This is a genomic window from Pseudomonas sp. THAF187a (genome assembly GCF_009363395.1).
Lineage (GTDB): Bacteria > Pseudomonadota > Gammaproteobacteria > Pseudomonadales > Pseudomonadaceae > Aquipseudomonas > Aquipseudomonas khazarica.
This window is the reverse complement of sequence record NZ_CP045349.1, coordinates 4,950,497-4,967,524: the sequence shown is the minus strand read 5'-3', so window position 1 is coordinate 4,967,524 and position 17,028 is coordinate 4,950,497. Positions and strand designations below refer to the sequence as shown.

At 65.8% G+C, this 17,028-nt stretch carries 17 protein-coding genes; 15 read left to right on the top strand and 2 right to left on the bottom strand.

The features are described from left to right. Positions 1–9 precede the first annotated feature (9 nt). Positions 10–762 carry a molybdate ABC transporter substrate-binding protein gene (gene modA / locus FIV02_RS23205; RefSeq protein WP_152489917.1) on the bottom strand — a complete coding sequence of 251 codons (753 nt, stop codon included), beginning with the start codon at positions 760–762 and terminating at the stop codon, positions 10–12. Positions 763–1,045: 283 nt separating this feature from the next. On the opposite strand from modA, the gene FIV02_RS23200 reads away from it, so the two are divergent. The 10 genes from FIV02_RS23200 to FIV02_RS23155 all read left to right on the top strand — a co-directional run bounded on the left by FIV02_RS23200 (position 1,046) and on the right by FIV02_RS23155 (position 10,829). Beyond that, the gene (locus tag FIV02_RS23200; RefSeq protein ID WP_152489916.1) at positions 1,046–2,404 is read left to right on the top strand and encodes an NAD(P)/FAD-dependent oxidoreductase; all 1,359 of its coding nucleotides are present in this window, start codon (positions 1,046–1,048) and stop codon (positions 2,402–2,404) included. Beyond that, positions 2,404–2,835, top strand: a complete 432-nt coding sequence (locus FIV02_RS23195; RefSeq protein WP_037051284.1) for a RidA family protein — start codon at positions 2,404–2,406, stop codon at positions 2,833–2,835. Before FIV02_RS23200 ends, FIV02_RS23195 begins: the two co-directional genes overlap by 1 nt. Before the next feature lie 11 nt (positions 2,836–2,846). Continuing rightward, positions 2,847–3,521: a DUF1028 domain-containing protein gene (locus FIV02_RS23190; protein WP_037051285.1), complete on the top strand. Its 675-nt coding sequence runs from the start codon at positions 2,847–2,849 to the stop codon at positions 3,519–3,521. Positions 3,522–3,808: 287 nt separating this feature from the next. Further along, positions 3,809–4,957 (top strand): acetylornithine deacetylase, encoded by a 1,149-nt coding sequence (gene argE / locus FIV02_RS23185; RefSeq protein ID WP_152489915.1) that lies wholly within the window; start codon positions 3,809–3,811, stop codon positions 4,955–4,957. Between the two features lie 233 nt (positions 4,958–5,190). Next, on the top strand, positions 5,191–5,862 hold the full coding sequence (locus FIV02_RS23180) for a GntR family transcriptional regulator (protein WP_152489914.1): 672 nt from the start codon (positions 5,191–5,193) through the stop codon (positions 5,860–5,862). Positions 5,863–5,922: 60 nt separating this feature from the next. After that, positions 5,923–6,729, top strand: coding sequence for an ABC transporter substrate-binding protein (locus FIV02_RS23175; protein ID WP_152489913.1), 807 nt, complete (start codon positions 5,923–5,925; stop codon positions 6,727–6,729). A gap of 32 nt (positions 6,730–6,761) precedes the next feature. Continuing rightward, the gene (locus tag FIV02_RS23170; RefSeq protein WP_152489912.1) at positions 6,762–7,604 is read left to right on the top strand and encodes an ABC transporter substrate-binding protein; all 843 of its coding nucleotides are present in this window, start codon (positions 6,762–6,764) and stop codon (positions 7,602–7,604) included. Then, positions 7,601–8,368 (top strand): amino acid ABC transporter permease, encoded by a 768-nt coding sequence (locus FIV02_RS23165; RefSeq protein ID WP_152489911.1) that lies wholly within the window; start codon positions 7,601–7,603, stop codon positions 8,366–8,368. Before FIV02_RS23170 ends, FIV02_RS23165 begins: the two co-directional genes overlap by 4 nt. Position 8,369: 1 nt before the next feature. Further along, positions 8,370–9,149 (top strand): amino acid ABC transporter ATP-binding protein, encoded by a 780-nt coding sequence (locus tag FIV02_RS23160; RefSeq protein ID WP_152489910.1) that lies wholly within the window; start codon positions 8,370–8,372, stop codon positions 9,147–9,149. Positions 9,150–9,212: 63 nt separating this feature from the next. Next, the gene (locus FIV02_RS23155) at positions 9,213–10,829 is read left to right on the top strand and encodes a gamma-glutamyltransferase family protein (protein ID WP_152489909.1); all 1,617 of its coding nucleotides are present in this window, start codon (positions 9,213–9,215) and stop codon (positions 10,827–10,829) included. Between the two features lie 46 nt (positions 10,830–10,875). Here the strand turns inward: FIV02_RS23155 and FIV02_RS23150 are convergent, their stop codons facing one another. Further along, positions 10,876–11,727, bottom strand: coding sequence for a MurR/RpiR family transcriptional regulator (locus FIV02_RS23150; protein ID WP_256663028.1), 852 nt, complete (start codon positions 11,725–11,727; stop codon positions 10,876–10,878). A 215-nt stretch (positions 11,728–11,942) separates the two neighbouring features. Here FIV02_RS23150 and FIV02_RS23145 point away from each other — a divergent pair, with 215 nt between their 5' ends. The 5 genes from FIV02_RS23145 to FIV02_RS23125 all read left to right on the top strand — a co-directional run bounded on the left by FIV02_RS23145 (position 11,943) and on the right by FIV02_RS23125 (position 17,016). Beyond that, positions 11,943–12,974 carry a spermidine/putrescine ABC transporter substrate-binding protein gene (locus FIV02_RS23145; RefSeq protein ID WP_152489908.1) on the top strand — a complete coding sequence of 344 codons (1,032 nt, stop codon included), beginning with the start codon at positions 11,943–11,945 and terminating at the stop codon, positions 12,972–12,974. 105 nt (positions 12,975–13,079) lie between these two features. Next, positions 13,080–14,195: an ABC transporter ATP-binding protein gene (locus FIV02_RS23140; protein ID WP_152489907.1), complete on the top strand. Its 1,116-nt coding sequence runs from the start codon at positions 13,080–13,082 to the stop codon at positions 14,193–14,195. Between the two features lie 136 nt (positions 14,196–14,331). Beyond that, positions 14,332–15,087 carry an ABC transporter permease gene (locus tag FIV02_RS23135; protein WP_256663027.1) on the top strand — a complete coding sequence of 252 codons (756 nt, stop codon included), beginning with the start codon at positions 14,332–14,334 and terminating at the stop codon, positions 15,085–15,087. Then, entirely contained in the window at positions 15,084–15,944 is an 861-nt protein-coding gene (locus FIV02_RS23130) for an ABC transporter permease (RefSeq protein WP_152489906.1), read from the top strand. Before FIV02_RS23135 ends, FIV02_RS23130 begins: the two co-directional genes overlap by 4 nt. After that, entirely contained in the window at positions 15,937–17,016 is a 1,080-nt protein-coding gene (locus FIV02_RS23125) for a P1 family peptidase (RefSeq protein ID WP_152489905.1), read from the top strand. The genes FIV02_RS23130 and FIV02_RS23125 overlap by 8 nt, the downstream gene beginning before the upstream one ends. Positions 17,017–17,028: the final 12 nt, after the last annotated feature.

Here is a 17,028-nt window from a genome sequence, read left to right as displayed (position 1 = left end):
CCACGGGCATTACAGGGTGTAGCCGAAGGATTCGATGATCCTGGCCGCCTCCGGGCCTTTCAGGTAGTCGACCAGGGCACTGGCGGCAGGGTTGTTCGCGCCCGGCTTGAGGATCACCGCATCCTGCTTGATCGGCTCGTACATGTCACCCGGCACGATCCACGCCGAACCGCTGCTGACCTTGCCGTCCTTGTACACCTGCGACAGGGCGACGAAGCCCAGCTCGGCGTTGCCGCTGGAGACGAACTGGTGCGCCTGGGTGATGTTCTGGCCTTCGACCAGCTTGCCCCTGAGCGCCTCGCTCAGCCCCAGCTTGTCCAGCACCTGGGTGGCAGCCAGGCCGTAGGGAGCGGCCTTCGGGTTGGCGATGGACAGGTGCTTGAACTGCCCGGCCTTGAGCGCCGCGGCGCTGCCGTCCAGGTAGTCGGCAGCGGCCGACCACAGCACCAGGCCACCGATGGCGTAGGTGAAACGCGAGCCCTCGACCGTCAGGCCCTCGCTCTCCAGCTTGCCCGGGGTGCTGTCGTCGGCGGCGAGGAACACCTCGAACGGTGCGCCGTTGCGAATCTGTGCGTAGAACTGGCCCGTGGCGCCGAAGGCCGCGACCAGCTTGTGCCCGGTGGCTTTCTCGAATCCGGGGGCGATGGCCTGCATCGGCGCGGTGAAGTTGGCGGCCACGGCCACCTTCACCTCATCGGCCAGCGTGCTGCCGGCGAAGACCAGGCCAAGAACGAGCAGGCTGTGCTTGAGGGGCTTGAGCATGAGGATTCCTTGTCGTGTACGGGCGTTGATGGGGCGCCGGGGGCAGGCCGGGTGCGGCCATCCTACAGCGTTATATCTATTTGTATATAGCGCATGCATGCGCCGTTCCCGTGCACGTTCTTCGTGCATGACGGCGGGGCTTGCACCCAATGGGGATGCAGGCAGTTTTTACCTTGCCAGCGACTACAAAAAACATAATTTCGCGAATGCCCCGCTCTGAACAGAATGCCCGCAACGAGCCGCCACGGCGCAACAGTCACGAGCAGAATCAGGGCAGGTACCCATGACCGAGCTGAAGCAGACCCCCTTTTCCACCTCCGCAGGCCGGGCTTGCCTGCCGCAGGAGATCGACACCCTGGTGGTCGGCGCCGGCCAGGCCGGGGTGGCCATGAGCGAGCACCTGGGCCGCCTCGGCGTGCCGCACCTGGTGCTGGAGAAGAACCGCATCGCCGAAGCCTGGCGCACGGTGCGCTGGGATTCGCTGGTGACCAACGGGCCGGTGTGGCATGACCGCTTCCCGGGCATGGAATTTCCCGGTCTCGACCCGGACGCCTTCGCCCACAAGGATCAGGTTGCCGATTACTTCGAGGCCTACGCCAGGATGATCGACGCGCCGATCCGCACCGGCGTCGAGGTGAAGCAGGTGCGGCGCAACGCCGAGCGTCCCGGCTTCACCGTGGAAACCTCGGAGGGCGTGATCCGCGCCAACCGTGTCGTGGCCGCGACCGGCCCGTTCCAGCGTCCGGTCATTCCGGCCATCGCGCCGCAGAGCGAGGCGCTGCTGCAGATTCACTCGGCGCACTACCGCAACCCGCAGCAACTGCCCGAAGGCGGCGTGCTGGTGATCGGCGCCGGCTCTTCCGGGGTGCAGATCGCCGATGAGCTGAACCGCGCCGGGCGTCAGGTCTACCTCTCCGTGGGCGCGCATGATCGTCCGCCGCGCAGCTACCGTGGCCGCGACTTCGTCTGGTGGCTGGGCGTGCTCGGCCTGTGGGACCTGGAAAGCGTGCAGCCGGGCAAGGAGCACGTGACCATCGCCGTCAGCGGCGCCCATGGCGGCCGCACCATCGACTTCCGCGAGCTGGCCGGGCAGGGCATCACCCTGGTCGGGCTGACCCGCGCCTTCGAGCAGGGCGTGGCGCAGTTCGCCGACGACCTGGCGGAGAACCTGGCCCGTGGCGACGAGAACTACCTGTCGCTGCTCGATGCCGCCGACGCCTATATCGCCCGCAACGGACTCGATCTGCCGGAAGAGCCCGAGGCCCGCCGGCGCTTCCCCGAGCCGGCCTGCGTCAGCCAGCCGCTGCGGCAGCTCGATCTGGCCGCGGCCGGTATCGGCACGATCATCTGGGCCACCGGCTTCGCCGTGGACTTCAGCTGGCTGCAGGTCAATGCCTTCGACGGCAGCGGCAAGCCGCAGCACCAGCGTGGCGTCTCCAGCGAACCGGGCGTGTACTTCGTCGGCCTGCCGTGGTTGTCGCGGCGGGGCTCCACCTTCATCTGGGGCGTGTGGCACGACGCCAAGCATGTCGCCGATCACATCGCCACCCAGCGCAAGTACAGCGCCTACCGCGATGCCGCGCAGCGTGCGGCCGACACCGCCGGCAGCCCGGCACCCGCCAGCCTGACAGGAGTTCGCTGATGCCCACGCATACCCGCATCCGCATGTTCAACACCAAGGACACGTACCCCAACCAGTCCCTGGACAATGACCTGTGCCAGGCCGTGCGCGCCGGCAACACCGTGTACGTGCGCGGTCAGGTCGGCACCGACTTCGAGGGCAACCTGGTCGGCCTGGGTGACCCGGCCGCGCAGGCCGAGCAGGCGATGAAGAACGTCAGACAACTGCTTGCAGAGGCCGGCAGCGACCTCTCGCACATCGTCAAGACCACCACCTACATCATCGATCCGCGCTACCGCGAGCCGGTCTACCGCGAAGTCGGCAAGTGGCTCAAGGGCGTGTTCCCGATCTCCACCGGGCTGGTGGTCTCGGCCCTCGGCCAGCCGCAGTGGCTGATGGAGATCGACGTGATCGCGGTGATCCCGGACGACTGGCCCAGCACGCAGGCCTGAGGAGTGCGCACATGACTTTTTCCATCGTCGGGCGCTGCCCGGAGACCGGCCACCTCGGCATTGCCATCAGCTCCTCCAGCATTGCCGTCGGCGCGCGTTGCCCCTGGCTGCGTGCCGGGGTCGGCGCGGTGGCGACGCAGAACATCACCCTGCCGGCGCTCGGTCCGCAGATCCTCGACCTGCTGGAAAGCGGGCTCGATCCCCAGGCGGCGCTGGACAAGGCGCTGGGCAGCAACGGCTATGGCCAGTATCGCCAGGTGACGGTGATCGACAGCCATGGCGCCAGCGCGCACTTCTCCGGTCGCGAAGCCCTCGGCATCCACCATGCGCGGGCGGGCGAGCAGTGCGTGGCGGCCGGCAACCTGCTGGCGAGCACGGCGGTGATCGAGGCCATGGTCGAGGCCTTCGAACAGGCCGATGGCGGCCTGCCGGATCGCCTGCTGGCAGCGATGCATGCGGCCATGGCGGCCGGCGGCGAAGCCGGACCGGTGCACTCGGCGGCACTGTCGGTGGTCGGCGACCTGGTCTGGCCGGTGGTCGACCTGCGCGTGGACTGGGCCGACCAGGACCCCATCGCGGAGCTGGACCGGCTCTGGCGTGCCTACGCGCCGCAACTGCACGACTACATTACCCGCGCCCTCGACCCGACCGCTGCGCCCAGCTACGGCGTGCCGGGCGACGAGTAGGGTGGACGACGCGTTGCTTGTCCGCCGCGCGCCAGGGGGCTGGATACGGCTGCACACCTGCGTCACCGATTCCGGGCAGGGTTTTGGCCGCGACCGGGCGTGCCCTGCGTCGCCGCTGAAGCGCCTCCCACAACCACACACCACGCCCTCAGCCCGCATGCGCGCGAGGAGGGCGGACGACGCGTTGTTCGTTCACTGCGTGGCCCCGTGCGGGTGGCGGGATAGAGCGCCATCCACCCTGCGCATGCGTTGCCTTGTCCATCCACCCACGTACCGGTAACTGCCCCATGCCAGCCAGCCGCGACCTGCTCGCCGACCTGATCGCCTTCGACACCACCAGCCGCGAATCCAACCTCGCGCTGATCGACTACGTGCGTGATTACCTGGCGGGCTACGGAGTCTCCAGCGAGTTGCTGTTCAATGCCGAACGCAGCAAAGCCAACCTCTATGCGCGCATCGGTCCGAGTGGCGCGGGGGGCGTGATGCTGTCCGGCCACAGCGACGTGGTGCCGATCGACGGGCAGCACTGGACGGTGCCGGCCTTTGCCATGAGCGAGCGCGACGGACGCCTGTACGGGCGAGGTACGGCGGACATGAAAGGCTTCATCGCCTGCGTGCTGGCGGCCGTGCCGGGCTTTCTGCGCCAGCCGCTGCGGCTGCCGCTGCATATCGCCATTTCCTATGACGAGGAGGTCGGTTGCCTCGGCGTACGCAGCCTGGTCGAGCGTCTGCGCGGCAGCCACGAGCGTCCGGCCATCTGCCTGATCGGCGAGCCCACCGAGATGCGCCCGGTCCTCGGGCACAAGGGCAAGCTGGCGATGCGCTGCGAGGTGCACGGCGCCGCCTGCCATTCGGCCTACGCGCCGCAAGGGGTGAACGCCATCGAGTACGCGGCCAGGCTGATCGGCCAGCTGGGCGAGATCGGTACGCGCCTGGCGGCGCCCGAGCACCATGATCCGCGCTTCGACCCGCCTTACTCCACGCTGCAGACCGGTGTGATTCAGGGCGGCCGGGCCTTGAACATCGTGCCCGCCGAGTGCCGTTTCGACTTCGAGATGCGCGCCTTGCCGGCCGATGATCCGCAGCAGGTCGCCAGTGAGCTGCGTGCCTACGCCGAGCGTGAACTGCTGCCGCGCATGCGTGCGGTGAGCGCGGACAGCGACATCCGCTTCAGCGAGCTGTCGAGTTATCCCGGCCTGCTGACCGATGCGGCCAGCGACGCCGCGCGCCTGCTGGCGCTGATCGCCGAACGCGAGGACTTCACCACCGTCGCCTTTGGCACCGAGGGCGGCCTGTTCGACGAGGCCGGCGTGGCCACCGTGGTCTGCGGCCCCGGCAGTATGGAGCAGGGGCACAAGCCGGACGAATTCGTCAGCCTCGAGCAGCTGGCCCGTTGCGACGCGATGCTGGCGCGGCTGGCGAGCTGGATGCAGTAGTCGGCCCCGTCACTCGGACAGTCTGCACGGGGTATTCAGGTGCGGATTTCTACTCAGTCGTGCCTTGAAACGGGGCGCTTGGTAACGCTTTTGGTGCAACCGCCAACCGCCAACCGTCCAAGCGCCTTCGGTTCGGATCATTTCCTTTTAAAACAATTGCTTGGGCTTTCTGGCATGGGCTGTGCTTTTGGATGATTGTGTTTTTGGATCCAAAAATTCAGGAATCCTTATCTATGCCCTTCGCCGTCACCTACAACACCCAGCCTGCCCTGTCTGCCGAGGACGAGGCCTACCTGCACCTGCTCGACGCCATTTGCCAGGGGCGTTTCCGCACCGGTGACCGCCTGATCGCCGAGGACATCGCCTGCGAGCTGGAGATGAGCCGCATGCCGATCCGTGGAGCCTTCAAGCGTCTGGCTGCGGAGGGGCTGGTAACGCTGCGCCCCAACCGCGGTGCAGTGGTCAGCGGTCTCAACCTCGATCAGATGCGCGAGGTCTTCGAGATGCGCAGCGCCCTCGAGGGGCTGGCGATTCGCGTGGCGACGCCCAAGGTCAACGAACGGCATCTGGCGCGCCTGGAACGTCTGCTGGATGAAATGGATGACTGCCGTGAGGACAGCTCGGAGTGGGTCGTGCGCCACCGCATCTTCCACGAATACCTGTGCAGCCTCAGCGAGCGTCCGCGCCTGATGCGCCAGATCAGCGCCCTCTACGCCATGATCGAACCCTACATGCGGCTCTGGCTCAAGCATGTGGACAAGCCCCTGAGTGCCCGTGAAGAGCACCAGGTCATCCTCGACGCTGTACGCACGGGCGATGCCAGGCACGCCGAACGGATCGTCTGCGAGCACATCGAGGGTACCGTCCCCGGCCTGCTCGAATTCCTGGAAAAATCGGGCGCCTGAGACCCGAGCTCCACACCATTTCGTACTGCCATGCCTTACAACAGAACACTGGAGTCGAACATGTTGAAACCTACCCTTGCGTCATCCCTGCTGGCCATTTCCCTCCTCAGCGGTCTGGCTCAGGCCGAAGTCACGGTTCCCGAACGCCTGAAGACGGCGGACAAGATCGTCTATTGCGGTGGGATGGATTCCCCGCCCATGGGCTTCTTCGACGAGAAGCAGAAGCCGGTCGGTATTGTCGTCGAGCTGGGTGACGAGATTGCCAGGCATCTGGGCGGCAAACGCGTGGAGTGGCAGGTAACGCCGTTCGCCGGCCTGATCCCGGCGCTGATGGCGCGACACTGCGACATGATCGTCGACCAGCTTTTCGACAAGCCGGAGAGGCGCGAGGTCATCGACATCGTCAACTACATGTACTCCAGCCAGGCGGTGACGGTCCTCAAGGGCAACCCGGCCGATATCCACAGCCTCGACGATCTGTCCGGCAAGCGCGTTGCCGTGCTCAACGGCTCCACCATTCGCACCCTGCTCGAGGCGCATAACGAAGTTCTGAACAAGGCCGGCAAGGCGCCGATGACCCTGGTGGTGTTCAACTCCGACACCGATGCCTTCCAGGCGCTGCGCGTCGGTCAGGCCGACGCCTACGGCACCACCATGGAAACCGCCGGTTACTACCAGAGTGCGGCGCCCGACCTGTTCGAGGTCGGTGTGCCGGCGTTCGACAAGATTCTCACCGGCTTCGGCATTCGCAAGGAGGACACCGAACTGAGCGAGGCGGTCAGCCAGGCCCTGGCGGACATGAAGGCCGACGGCAGTTACATGGCGCTGCTCAGCAAATGGCACATCGAAGGCAACAAGCTCGACTGAGCCGTCCCGACCGCAGCTTTGGAGAAACTCCCATGTTCCCAAGAAAGAACCTGTTCGCGATGCTTGCTCTGGCCTGCGCTGCCCCCACGGCGCTGGCTGACGTGACGGTCCCCGAGCGCCTGAAGAATGTTGACAAGCTGGTCTATTGCAGTGGCCTGGACGGCGCGCCCCTGGCTTTCTTCAACCAGCAACAGCAACCCGACGGCCTGATCGTCGACCTTGGCAACGAGATCGCCCAGCGTCTGGGCAAGCGCGTCGAATGGCGCGTCACGCCCTTCGCCGGCCTGATTCCGGCGATCCTCGCCAGGCAGTGTGACCTGGGCATGTCGCAACTGTTCGACAAGCCCGAGCGGCGTGAAGTGATCGACATGGTCAACTACATGAATTCCAGCCAGACCGTGACGGTGCCGAAGGGAAACCCCAAGGGCATACACCGTCTCGACGACCTCTCCGGCAGAAAGGTCGCGGTACTCAACGGCTCGACCATCAAGAACCTGTTGGAGGCGCAGAACGAGAAGCTGGCCAAGGCCGGCAAGGCACCCATGTTGATTCTTCCATTCAACACCGACACCGATGCCTTCCAGGCCCTGCGTATCCGCCAGGTCGACGCCTATGGCACTACCGTGGAGTTCTCGGCCTATTACCAGCAGATGGCGCCGGGCCTGTTCGAGGACGCCGTACCAGCCTTCGCCAAGATCCTCACCGGCATTGGCGTACGCAAGGATGACCGCGAACTGGGCCTGGCGGTCCAGCAGGTCATCCAGGACATGCGTACCGACGGCAGCTACCAGGCGTTGTTCCGCAAATGGAACGTCGAAGGTGACGCCTTGCAGCCCGGCGAAGGTAACCCTCTGACGATGGAGGGGGGCGCATGAACTTCAATTGGGATATCTTCTGGCAATACCTGCTGCAGCCCAGCGACATCTATCTCTACGGCCTCTGGCTGACCTGCGTGATCGCGGTGATGGCGATGCTGCTGGGATGCATCCTGGGCCTGCTGGCGGCGCTGATGCGCGCCTCCAGCAATCCGCTGCTCAACTACCCGGTGCGTTTCTATATCTGGCTGATGCGGGGCACGCCCCTGCTGGTGCAGGTCGTCTTCCTCTACACCGCGCTGGCGGCCGGCGGCATCTTCCGCTTCGAGGACGTGAATCTCGGGGTCTTCGTCCTGCCGGGCAACATCCAGGCGGCGATCATCGCCCTGGGCCTCAACGAGGGCGCCTATATGGCGGAGATCATCCGCTCCGGCATCAACGCGGTGGATCGCGGCCAGTACGAGGCCGGACGTTCGCTGGGCATGAGCTACCCGCGCCTGATGCGACGTATCGTCCTGCCGCAGGCCTTTCGCGTCATCGTTCCGCCGCTGGGCAATGAGTTCAACGTGATGCTCAAGAACACCACCCTGGTCAGCGTGATCGGCGTGCAGGAGCTGCTGCTCAGCACGCAGATGATCACCTCGGCCACCTTCCGCGTGTTCGAGCTGTACCTGGTGGTGGCCATCTACTTCCTGCTGCTGACCACGCTCTGGGGCTTCTTCCAGCGCTGGCTGGAGCTGCGCTTCGGGCGCACCGACGGCCATGTGCCGGCGAGCAGCCGGCTGTTCGGCATGGGTGCCATGAAATTTCTGAGGGGGCGTTGAGATGAGCGCATTGGACGAGAGTCTGGTGATCCAGGCACAGAGCGTGCACAAGCGTTTCGGTGAGCTGGAAATCCTCAAGGGCGTGTCGCTGAACGTGCGGCGTGGCGAGGTGGTGGTGCTGATCGGCGCCTCCGGCTCGGGCAAGACCACCTTCATCCGTTGCCTCAACTACCTGGAGGACATCCAGGGCGGCAGCATTCTGGTCAATGGCAAGCCCATGGGCTACATCGAGCGCGCCGATGGCAAGCGTGTGCGTGACGCCGAGCGCAACATTGCACGCATGCGCCGCGATATCGGCATGGTGTTCCAGCGCTTCAACCTGTTCCCGCACATGACCGTGCTGGAGAACATCATCGAGGCACCGACACAGGTGCTCGGTGTTGGCCGGCTCGAGGCCGAGGAGCAGGCGCGGCAACTGCTTGCCCGTGTGCGCCTGTCGGACAAGGCCCAGCACTACCCCAGTCAGCTTTCCGGCGGCCAGCAGCAGCGCGTGGCGATCGCCCGCGCCCTGGCGATGAAGCCGCAGGCCATGCTCTTCGACGAGCCCACCAGCGCGCTGGACCCGGAAACCGTGGGCGAGGTGCTGCAGGTGATGAAGGAACTGGCGGAGGAGGGCATGACCATGGTGGTGGTCACCCACGAGATGGGCTTTGCACGCGAGGTGGCCGATCGCGTGGTGGTGCTGCACCAGGGCGAACTCATCGAAGAGGGGCCGCCGGCCCAGGTGTTCGGCAATCCCCACCACCCGCGTACGCGGGAGTTTCTCAGCCGCGTTCTGTGACGGGGCGAGCGGCGCAGATCCGCCGTGCAGCTCCTCAATCAATCTCCGGATCGAGTTTCATCCATGCTCAATTTTTCTGCCCACGAATATCCCTACGCGTCCCAGCGCCAGAGCGTGTTCGCCCGCAAGGGCATGGTCGCCGCCTCGCAACCGCTGGCGGCCGAGGCGGGTATCGTCATGCTGCGCCGTGGCGGCAACGCGATCGATGCCGCCATCGCCACCGCCGCCGCGCTGACGGTGGTCGAGCCCACCGGCTGCGCCATCGGCGGTGATGCCTTCGCCCTGGTCTGGATCAAGGACCGGTTGTATGGCCTGGACGCTAGCGGTCATGCGCCGGCAGCGCTGTCCAGCGAGGCGGTCAAGGCCGCCGGCCACGAGCGCGTGCCGGTGCATGGCTGGCTGCCGGTTACCGTGCCCGGTTGCCCCTCGGCCTGGGCCGAGCTGTCGCGGCGCTTCGGCAAGCTGCCCTTCGCCGACCTGCTGCAGCCGGCCATCGAACTGGCGCGCGACGGTTTCCCCGTGTCACCGGTGGTCGCTCATCAGTGGCGTATCGCCCAGGATGAATACCAGGCCAGCCGTGAGACTTTCCCCGAACTGCAGGCCTGGTTTGACACTTACCTGAGCGATGGCCAGGCGCCGCAGGCCGGGCAACTGTTCCGCAATCCGGCGCAGGCGCAGACCCTGGCCGAGCTGGCCGAGACCCAGTGCGAGAGCTTCTACCGGGGCGCCATCGCCGAGCGCCTGGCCAGCCATGCCGCCGCCACCGGCGGCAAGCTCGCGGCCAGCGACCTGGCTGGCTACCTGCCGCGCTGGGTTGAGCCGATCAAGGTCAACTACCGGGGTTACGATGTCTGGGAGATTCCGCCGGCCGGCCAGGGCCTGATCGCCCTGATGACCCTGAAGATCCTCGAAGGCTTCGATTTCGACCACCGTGACAGCCGGCAGACCTGGCATCGCCAGATCGAGGCGATGAAGCTGGCCTACGCCGACGGCCTGCACTACGTCACCGACCCCGAGCACATGCGCGTGGCAGCCGAGGAACTACTCGCCGAGGGTTACTGCGCCCGGCGCCGTGCACTGATCGGCGAGCGTGCCCGTGAGCCGCTGCATGGCGACCCCCAGGCCAGTGGTACGGTGTACGTCGCCACCGCCGATGGCGAGGGCAACATGGTGTCCTTCATCCAGAGTGCGTACCACGGCTTCGGCTCCGGCGTGGTGCTGCCGGACAGTGGCATCGCCCTGCAGAATCGCGGCTCCGAGTTCAGCCTCGACCCGAACCACTGCAACTACCTGATGCCGGGCAAGAAGACCTTCCACACCATCATTCCGGGCTTCCTCAGCAAGGACGGCGTGGTGGTCGGCCCGTTCGGCGTGATGGGCGGCTACATGCAGCCGCAGGGGCACGTGCAGATGGTGATGAACCTGGTCGACTTCGGCCTCAACCCGCAGGCCGCGCTGGACGCGCCACGCTGGCAATGGCTGGGCGGGCAGACGGTCGGTATCGAGCAGGAAACTCCGCGTGACCTGACCTTCGCCCTGGCCCGCTGTGGGCATCAGGTGGAGGTGGCTTGCGACCGTACCAACTACGGGCGCGGCCAGATCATCGTGCGCGACCCGCAGACCGGCGTACTGTGCGGCGGCACCGAGCCGCGCGCCGACTCGCATATCGCCGTGTACTGAGGCGCGGCGTCCCGGCCTGGTTGGGCCGGGGCGCCCTGTGACGTCCTCAGGCGCGATACAGCTTGAGGCTCTCGACCCGCTCCCGGTAGGCGCCGAGACGCTCCTTGAGCTGATCCTTGTGCTGGGTGGCGACGCAGTGCAGCAGCACGTTCAGCGCGCTGGTCAGGCCGCCGGTGGATTCGAGAATCAACCCGGTCTTGGTTTTCATGGTGACGATGTAGGGCGTTTCGATGTGGCGGGCGATGCCATATTCGTCGGTGAACACCACCAGGTCGGTGCCCTGTCGCAGGCAGTTGTTGGCGAAGGCGATACCCGCGTCGGCATAGGGCGCGATGTCCACCAGGATCACGCAGCAACGCTGGTTGTGGCTGTCCAGCCATTGCCCCAGCACGCCGCTGTAGAGGTCGAGAAACTCCACCCCGGAACGCACCAGGGCCAGGCGATTGGCGAAGTCCTCGGCCAGCCCGCGAATGGTCTGGAAGCCGCAGACGAATACGCGCTCGGCCTCGCTGACACGCGCCACGATATCGCGCCAGTGCTGGCTGCCGAGTTGCTCGGCGAAGGCTCGCAGCGCTTCGATTTCCTCGTTCAGGTGGGTGACCAGATCTTCCGGCTGCTCGACCCGTTCGATCAGCGTCGGGTTGAGCAATGACTGCACGCGGACTTCGTCGCGGAGTTCGTCCTTCAGGCTCTTCAGGCCCTTGTAGCCGAGCCGGCGCAGGAAGCGGCTGACGGTGTTGGGGCTGACGCCGCTCTTGCTCGCGAGGCTGGCGCCGTTCTCGAACGCCAGCGTCTCCAGGTTGGCCTGGATATAGGCCCAGAGGGTGCGCTCGGCCGGCGTCAGCTTGCCTTCCAGGTGTTGCATCTTGCCATCGAGCATGTCCGTTTCCTTTGCCATGCCAAATTCTTCTGACATTTAAATGTCAGAGTGTTGATCTTTGGAAGAAATATATTCTACCCTGCATCCGTAACGCAAAAGAGCTGTCGATTGACCGCCGTTCGGGTGAGGAAGCCAGCAGAAGTCTTTCCGCCTCGTTGTCGACGCTCGCGAATTCCTGCCGCAACAAGCAAATGTCGCGCCCTGACGCGACCAGAACAGTGGAGAACAGGAACATGCTCAAGCTGCGTCATCTCACCCTGTGTGTCGCCCTCGGTGGCACGAGCGCTGCCGCCCTGGCTGCCGAGGAACTGCACCTCTACAACTGGGGCGACTACATCAACCCCGAGGTACTGACTCGGTTTTCCGCCGCAACCGGCATCAAGGTGTCACTCGATACCTATGGCAGCAACGAAGAGATGCTGGCCAAGTTGCAGGCCGGTGCCAAGGGCTATGACATCGTCTTTCCCTCGGTACACATGCACGACACCATGGCCGTGCTCGGTCTGCTGGAAAAGACCGACATCAATCAGGACCCGGCGTTCGCCAATATCGACCCTGCCTTTCTGCGTGCCAAGTCCGATCCCAAGGGTGAGTACTGCATGCCTTACGCCTGGGGCACGGTGGGCATCTTCTACAACAAGAACAAGGTGTCCAAGCCGATCGAGAGCTGGGACGACTTCTTTGCCGAGGCCCAGGCCGGCAAGAAGGTGATCCTGCTCGACGACATGCGCGAGACCCTCGGCGTCGGCCTGATCAAGGACGGCAAGTCGGTCAACACCACCAACGCCGCCGAGCTCAAGCAGGCCGCTGACTGGCTGATCGAGCGCAAGCCACTGGTTTCCGCCTTCACCTATGACAGCGTGCCAATGGTGCAGTCCGGCGACGCCGCTGCCGCGCACTACTTCGTCGGCGCCATGATGTACGTGAAGCAGGACCCGCAGAACCTCGCCTACGTGATCCCCAAGGAAGGCGCGACCATGTACCAGGAAGACGTCTGCGTGCTCAAGAGTGCGCCGAACAAGGCGGCTGCCAAGCGCTTCATGAGCTTCCTGCTGCAACCGGAAATCGCCGCGCTGAACACCGCGCAGCAGATGAATGGCACGCCGAACCGGGAAGCGCTCAAGCTGCTGCCGGCCGAGCTGCGTGACAACCCGCAGGTCAACCCGCCGGCCGAGGTGATGGCCAAGCTGCAGATCTTCGGCGACCTGGGCAAGGGCCTGAAGCAGTACGACCGGGTCTGGACACGCGTGCGTACCGCCAACTGAGCCGGCCCGTGCCGCCAGCTCGCGGCTGAAGCCCCTCCCACGGATTGCAGGTTCCCTGTGGGAGGGGCTTCAGCCGCGATCACTCCGATATCAGTGGAGTCCTCCATGACCGCTTTCACCCAAACTGCGCCGGTGGTCGAGATCCGTGGCGCGGTGAAACACTACCGTGCACCGGAAGGGCATCTGGTGCGTGCCCTCGACGGTCTCGACCTGGCCGTGGGCAGCAACGAGTTCGTCACCCTGCTGGGGCCATCGGGCTGCGGCAAGACCACCCTGCTGCGGACCATCAGCGGTTTCGAGCAGCTGGACGGTGGTGAGCTGCTGATCCAGGGGCAGCCGATGAACAGCGTGCCGCCCCACAGACGCCCGGTGCACACGGTGTTCCAGAGCTACGCACTGTTTCCGCACATGAGCATCGGCGACAACGTCGGCTACGCGCTGGACGTGCGCGGCGTGGGCAAGGCCGAGAAACGCCAGCGTGTCGGCGAGGCGCTGGAGCTGGTAGGCCTCGCCGGCATGGAGCGGCGCGAGCCGGGCCAGCTTTCCGGTGGTCAGCAGCAGCGCGTGGCGCTGGCCCGCGCCATCGTCGACCGGCCGGCGCTGTTGCTGCTCGACGAGCCGCTGTCCGCCCTCGACCGCCAGCTGCGCCAGGCCATGCAGCGCGAGCTGAAGAACCTGCAGCACGAGCTGGGCATCGCCTTCGTCTTCGTCACCCATGACCAGGAGGAAGCGCTGACCATGAGCGACCGCATCGTCGTGCTCAACGGCGGGCATATCCAGCAGATCGGTGCGCCGGCGGAGATCTACCACCGTCCGGCCAACGCCTTCGTCGCCGGTTTCATTGGCGAGAGCAACCTGTTCGACGCGCACGTCAGCGCCATCGATGCTGGTGTCGCCTACCTGCTCGATAGCCAGGGCGATTTGCTGCACGCGCGTCACCCGGCGCTGTGCGTTGGCCAGTACGTCCAGCTCATGCTGCGCCCCGAGCAGTTTTCCCTGCACTGTCCTGGCGAGGGCTTCGCCGCCGTGGAGGGCCGCCTGGAGCAACTGCTGTTCATCGGCAAGGATTTCGAACTGCTGCTGCGCACCGCCCATGGGCGGCAGGTCAAGGCCGTGTTGCGTGATGTCGCGCAGCCGCAACTGCAACGCCTGCGCACGGGTGACAGCGTGCAACTGTGGTACGGCCTGGAGGCCGCGCACCTGATCGCGGGAGGTGCCTGATGCCGTTGCGCGAGCGCTTGCGCCTGCTGGGGCTGCTGAGCCCGGTGACGGCGATCATCGGGGTGTTCTTCCTGACGCCGCTGGCCATCATGGCGCTCTACAGCCTGCTCGAGCCGGGGCTGTACGGCGGCGTGGAGTGGAGCTTCTATCCCGACAACTTCGGTCGCGTGCTGGGCTGGGCTGGGCCGACGGTAGCAACGAGGAGTTCGATCCGGTCTACCTGGAGATCATCCTGCGCTCGTTCAAGCTGGCCGCGTTCACCGTGCTGGCGACCCTGGCGCTGTGCTACCCGGCGGCCTTCTGGGTGGCGCGGCAGCCGGAGCGGATGCGCAACTTCTGTCTGTTCCTGATCACCCTGCCGTTCTTCACCAGCCTGATCGTGCGCCTCTACGCCTGGCTGCTGATCCTGCGTCCCAGCGGCTTCATCAACACCACGCTGCTGGCGCTGGGCATCCACAACCCGCTGGAGCTGATCTACACCGAGACGGCGGTGCTGATCGGCATGACCTACATCTTCATCCCGTTCATGTTCATGCCGGTGTATGCCAGCGTGGAGAAACTCGACAAGCGCCTGCTGGAGGCCTCGGCGGACCTCGGTGCGAGCCGCTGGCAGAGCTTCTGGAAGGTGATCTTCCCGCTGACCCTGCCGGGCATCGCCGCCGGCTCGATCATCGTCTTCATCCCCAGCCTGGGTAACTTCATCGTGCCGTCGCTGCTCGGTGGCGCGCGCGTGCTGATGATCGGCAGCCTGGTCGAGCAACAGTTCCTCGCCGCGCGCAACTGGCCGTTCGGCGCTGCCCTGGCGATGCTGCTGATGGCGGCGGTGCTGGTCTGTCTGCTGCTCTACGTGCTGGCCCAGGGGCGCAACGCCGCGCAGGAGGCCAGCCGATGAACGCACTGATCGCCCGCCTCGGGCGCCGCCTGCTGGGCGGCTACAGCCTGGCGTTCTTCGTCTTCCTGTACCTGCCGATCGGCCTGATCGTCGCCTACTCGTTCAACGGCAACCCGATCAACATGATGATCTGGGACGGCTTCAGCCTGGACTGGTATCGCTCGCTGCTGGGGCTGTCCACCAGCCTCAGCGAGAACGCGTTGTATATCGAGTCCACCGACCAGCTGCTGGCCGCGCTACGCACCAGCCTGGTGGTCGCGCTGAGCACCACGGCGATATCCACGCTGGTCGGTACGCTCACCGCATTGGCGCTGGCGCGCTATCGCTTCCGCCTGCGGACGTTCTACCGGGTGCTGCTGTTCATGCCGATGCTGATGCCCGACATCGTGCTTGGCATCGCCCTGCTGATCTTCTTCGTCGGAGTCGGCATGCCGCTGGGCAAGGGCTCGATCATCATCGGCCACTGCACCTTCCTGATCAGCTACGTGTTCCTCATCGTCAGCGCGCGGCTGGCGGGCATGGACACGCGCCTGGAGGAGGCTTCGTCCGACCTGGGGGCCTCGCCCTGGACCACGTTCCGCCGCGTGACCCTGCCGCAGATCCTGCCCGGGGTGATCGGTGGTGCGTTGCTGGCGTTCATCATCTCGATGGACGATCTGGTGATCACCTACTTCATCGCCGGCGTCGACTCGACCACCTTGCCGGTGTTCATCTACGGCATGATCCGTCGCGGCATCAAGCCGGAGATCAACGCCATCGCCACCCTGTTGCTGCTCGCCTCGCTGCTGATCGCGGCGGTCGGCCTGTACCTGCGCAACCGCAAGCCCGCCACTTCTCAGGATGACTCTCATGGCTAAACCTCGTGCCCGTGAACTCGGCCTGCCACTGCCCGGTATCAGCGGGCCGCACAACGCCATCACCGACGTGCCAGGCGTACTGGTGGGTTACCGTACGCTCAACGGTGTGGCGGCCAACGGCCGGCGTATCCAGACCGGCGTCACCGCCATCCTGCCGCGTGGTCGCGAAACCGAGCCGCAGCCTGTGTGGGCGGGCTTCCATGCGCTCAATGGCAACGGCGAGATGACCGGCACGCACTGGATCGAGCATGGCGGCTATTTCGTCGGCCCGCTGTGCATCACCAACTCGCACAGTGTCGGCATCGTCCACCACGCCGCCACGCGCTGGACCATCGACCACTACGCGGCGGCCTGGCAGCGCGAGCACCTGTGGGCCATGCCGGTGGTGGCCGAGACCTACGACGGGGTGATCAACGACATCAATGGCCAGCACGTCAGCGAGGCCGATGCCCTGGCCGCGCTGGACGCCGCCGCTGGCGGGCCGATCGCCGAGGGCAACGTCGGCGGTGGCAACGGCATGATCTGCTACGGCTACAAGGGCGGCACCGGCAGCGCTTCGCGGCTGGTCGAAATCGACGGCCAGACCTACACCCTCGGTGCCCTGGTACAGGCCAACCACGGCCAGCGCGCCTGGCTCAAGGTCTGTGGCGTGGCAGTCGGCAAGCGCCTGGAAGATGAACTGCCGGCCGGGCTGGAGCGTGAGCGCGGCTCGATCATCGTCATCCTCGCCACCGACGCCCCCTTGCTGCCGCACCAGCTCAAGCGCCTGGCGCAACGCGCCGGTCTCGGCATCGCCCAGGGCGGCACGCCAGGTGGCAACAACTCGGGCGACATCTTCCTCGCCTTCAGCGTGGCCAACCCCCGGGCGCTGCCGCAGGTCTCGGCCATCCGCCAGAGCCTCGACTACCTTAGCGACGAATGTTGCGACGCCCTCTACCTGGCCGCCGTGCAGGCCACCGACGAGGCGGTGCTCAACGCCATGCTGGCTGCAGAGGACGCCCCGATGCAGAAGCCCGAGGGCATCTGCCGGGCCATCGACGGCGAGCGCCTGCGCGCGCTGGTGACGGGCTAGCCCCGTCACGCC

Coding starts and splice junctions, on each gene's coding strand:
- FIV02_RS23190 (WP_037051285.1), top strand. CDS start 2,847: ATGACTTTTTCCATCGTCGGGCGCTGCCCGGAGACCGGCCACCTCGGC.
- FIV02_RS23150 (WP_256663028.1), bottom strand. CDS start 11,727: ATGGCAAAGGAAACGGACATGCTCGATGGCAAGATGCAACACCTGGAA.
- FIV02_RS23125 (WP_152489905.1), top strand. CDS start 15,937: ATGGCTAAACCTCGTGCCCGTGAACTCGGCCTGCCACTGCCCGGTATC.
- argE (WP_152489915.1), top strand. CDS start 3,809: ATGCCAGCCAGCCGCGACCTGCTCGCCGACCTGATCGCCTTCGACACC.
- FIV02_RS23200 (WP_152489916.1), top strand. CDS start 1,046: ATGACCGAGCTGAAGCAGACCCCCTTTTCCACCTCCGCAGGCCGGGCT.
- modA (WP_152489917.1), bottom strand. CDS start 762: ATGCTCAAGCCCCTCAAGCACAGCCTGCTCGTTCTTGGCCTGGTCTTC.
- FIV02_RS23145 (WP_152489908.1), top strand. CDS start 11,943: ATGCTCAAGCTGCGTCATCTCACCCTGTGTGTCGCCCTCGGTGGCACG.
- FIV02_RS23170 (WP_152489912.1), top strand. CDS start 6,762: ATGTTCCCAAGAAAGAACCTGTTCGCGATGCTTGCTCTGGCCTGCGCT.
- FIV02_RS23165 (WP_152489911.1), top strand. CDS start 7,601: ATGAACTTCAATTGGGATATCTTCTGGCAATACCTGCTGCAGCCCAGC.
- FIV02_RS23130 (WP_152489906.1), top strand. CDS start 15,084: ATGAACGCACTGATCGCCCGCCTCGGGCGCCGCCTGCTGGGCGGCTAC.
- FIV02_RS23140 (WP_152489907.1), top strand. CDS start 13,080: ATGACCGCTTTCACCCAAACTGCGCCGGTGGTCGAGATCCGTGGCGCG.
- FIV02_RS23180 (WP_152489914.1), top strand. CDS start 5,191: ATGCCCTTCGCCGTCACCTACAACACCCAGCCTGCCCTGTCTGCCGAG.
- FIV02_RS23175 (WP_152489913.1), top strand. CDS start 5,923: ATGTTGAAACCTACCCTTGCGTCATCCCTGCTGGCCATTTCCCTCCTC.
- FIV02_RS23195 (WP_037051284.1), top strand. CDS start 2,404: ATGCCCACGCATACCCGCATCCGCATGTTCAACACCAAGGACACGTAC.
- FIV02_RS23155 (WP_152489909.1), top strand. CDS start 9,213: ATGCTCAATTTTTCTGCCCACGAATATCCCTACGCGTCCCAGCGCCAG.
- FIV02_RS23160 (WP_152489910.1), top strand. CDS start 8,370: ATGAGCGCATTGGACGAGAGTCTGGTGATCCAGGCACAGAGCGTGCAC.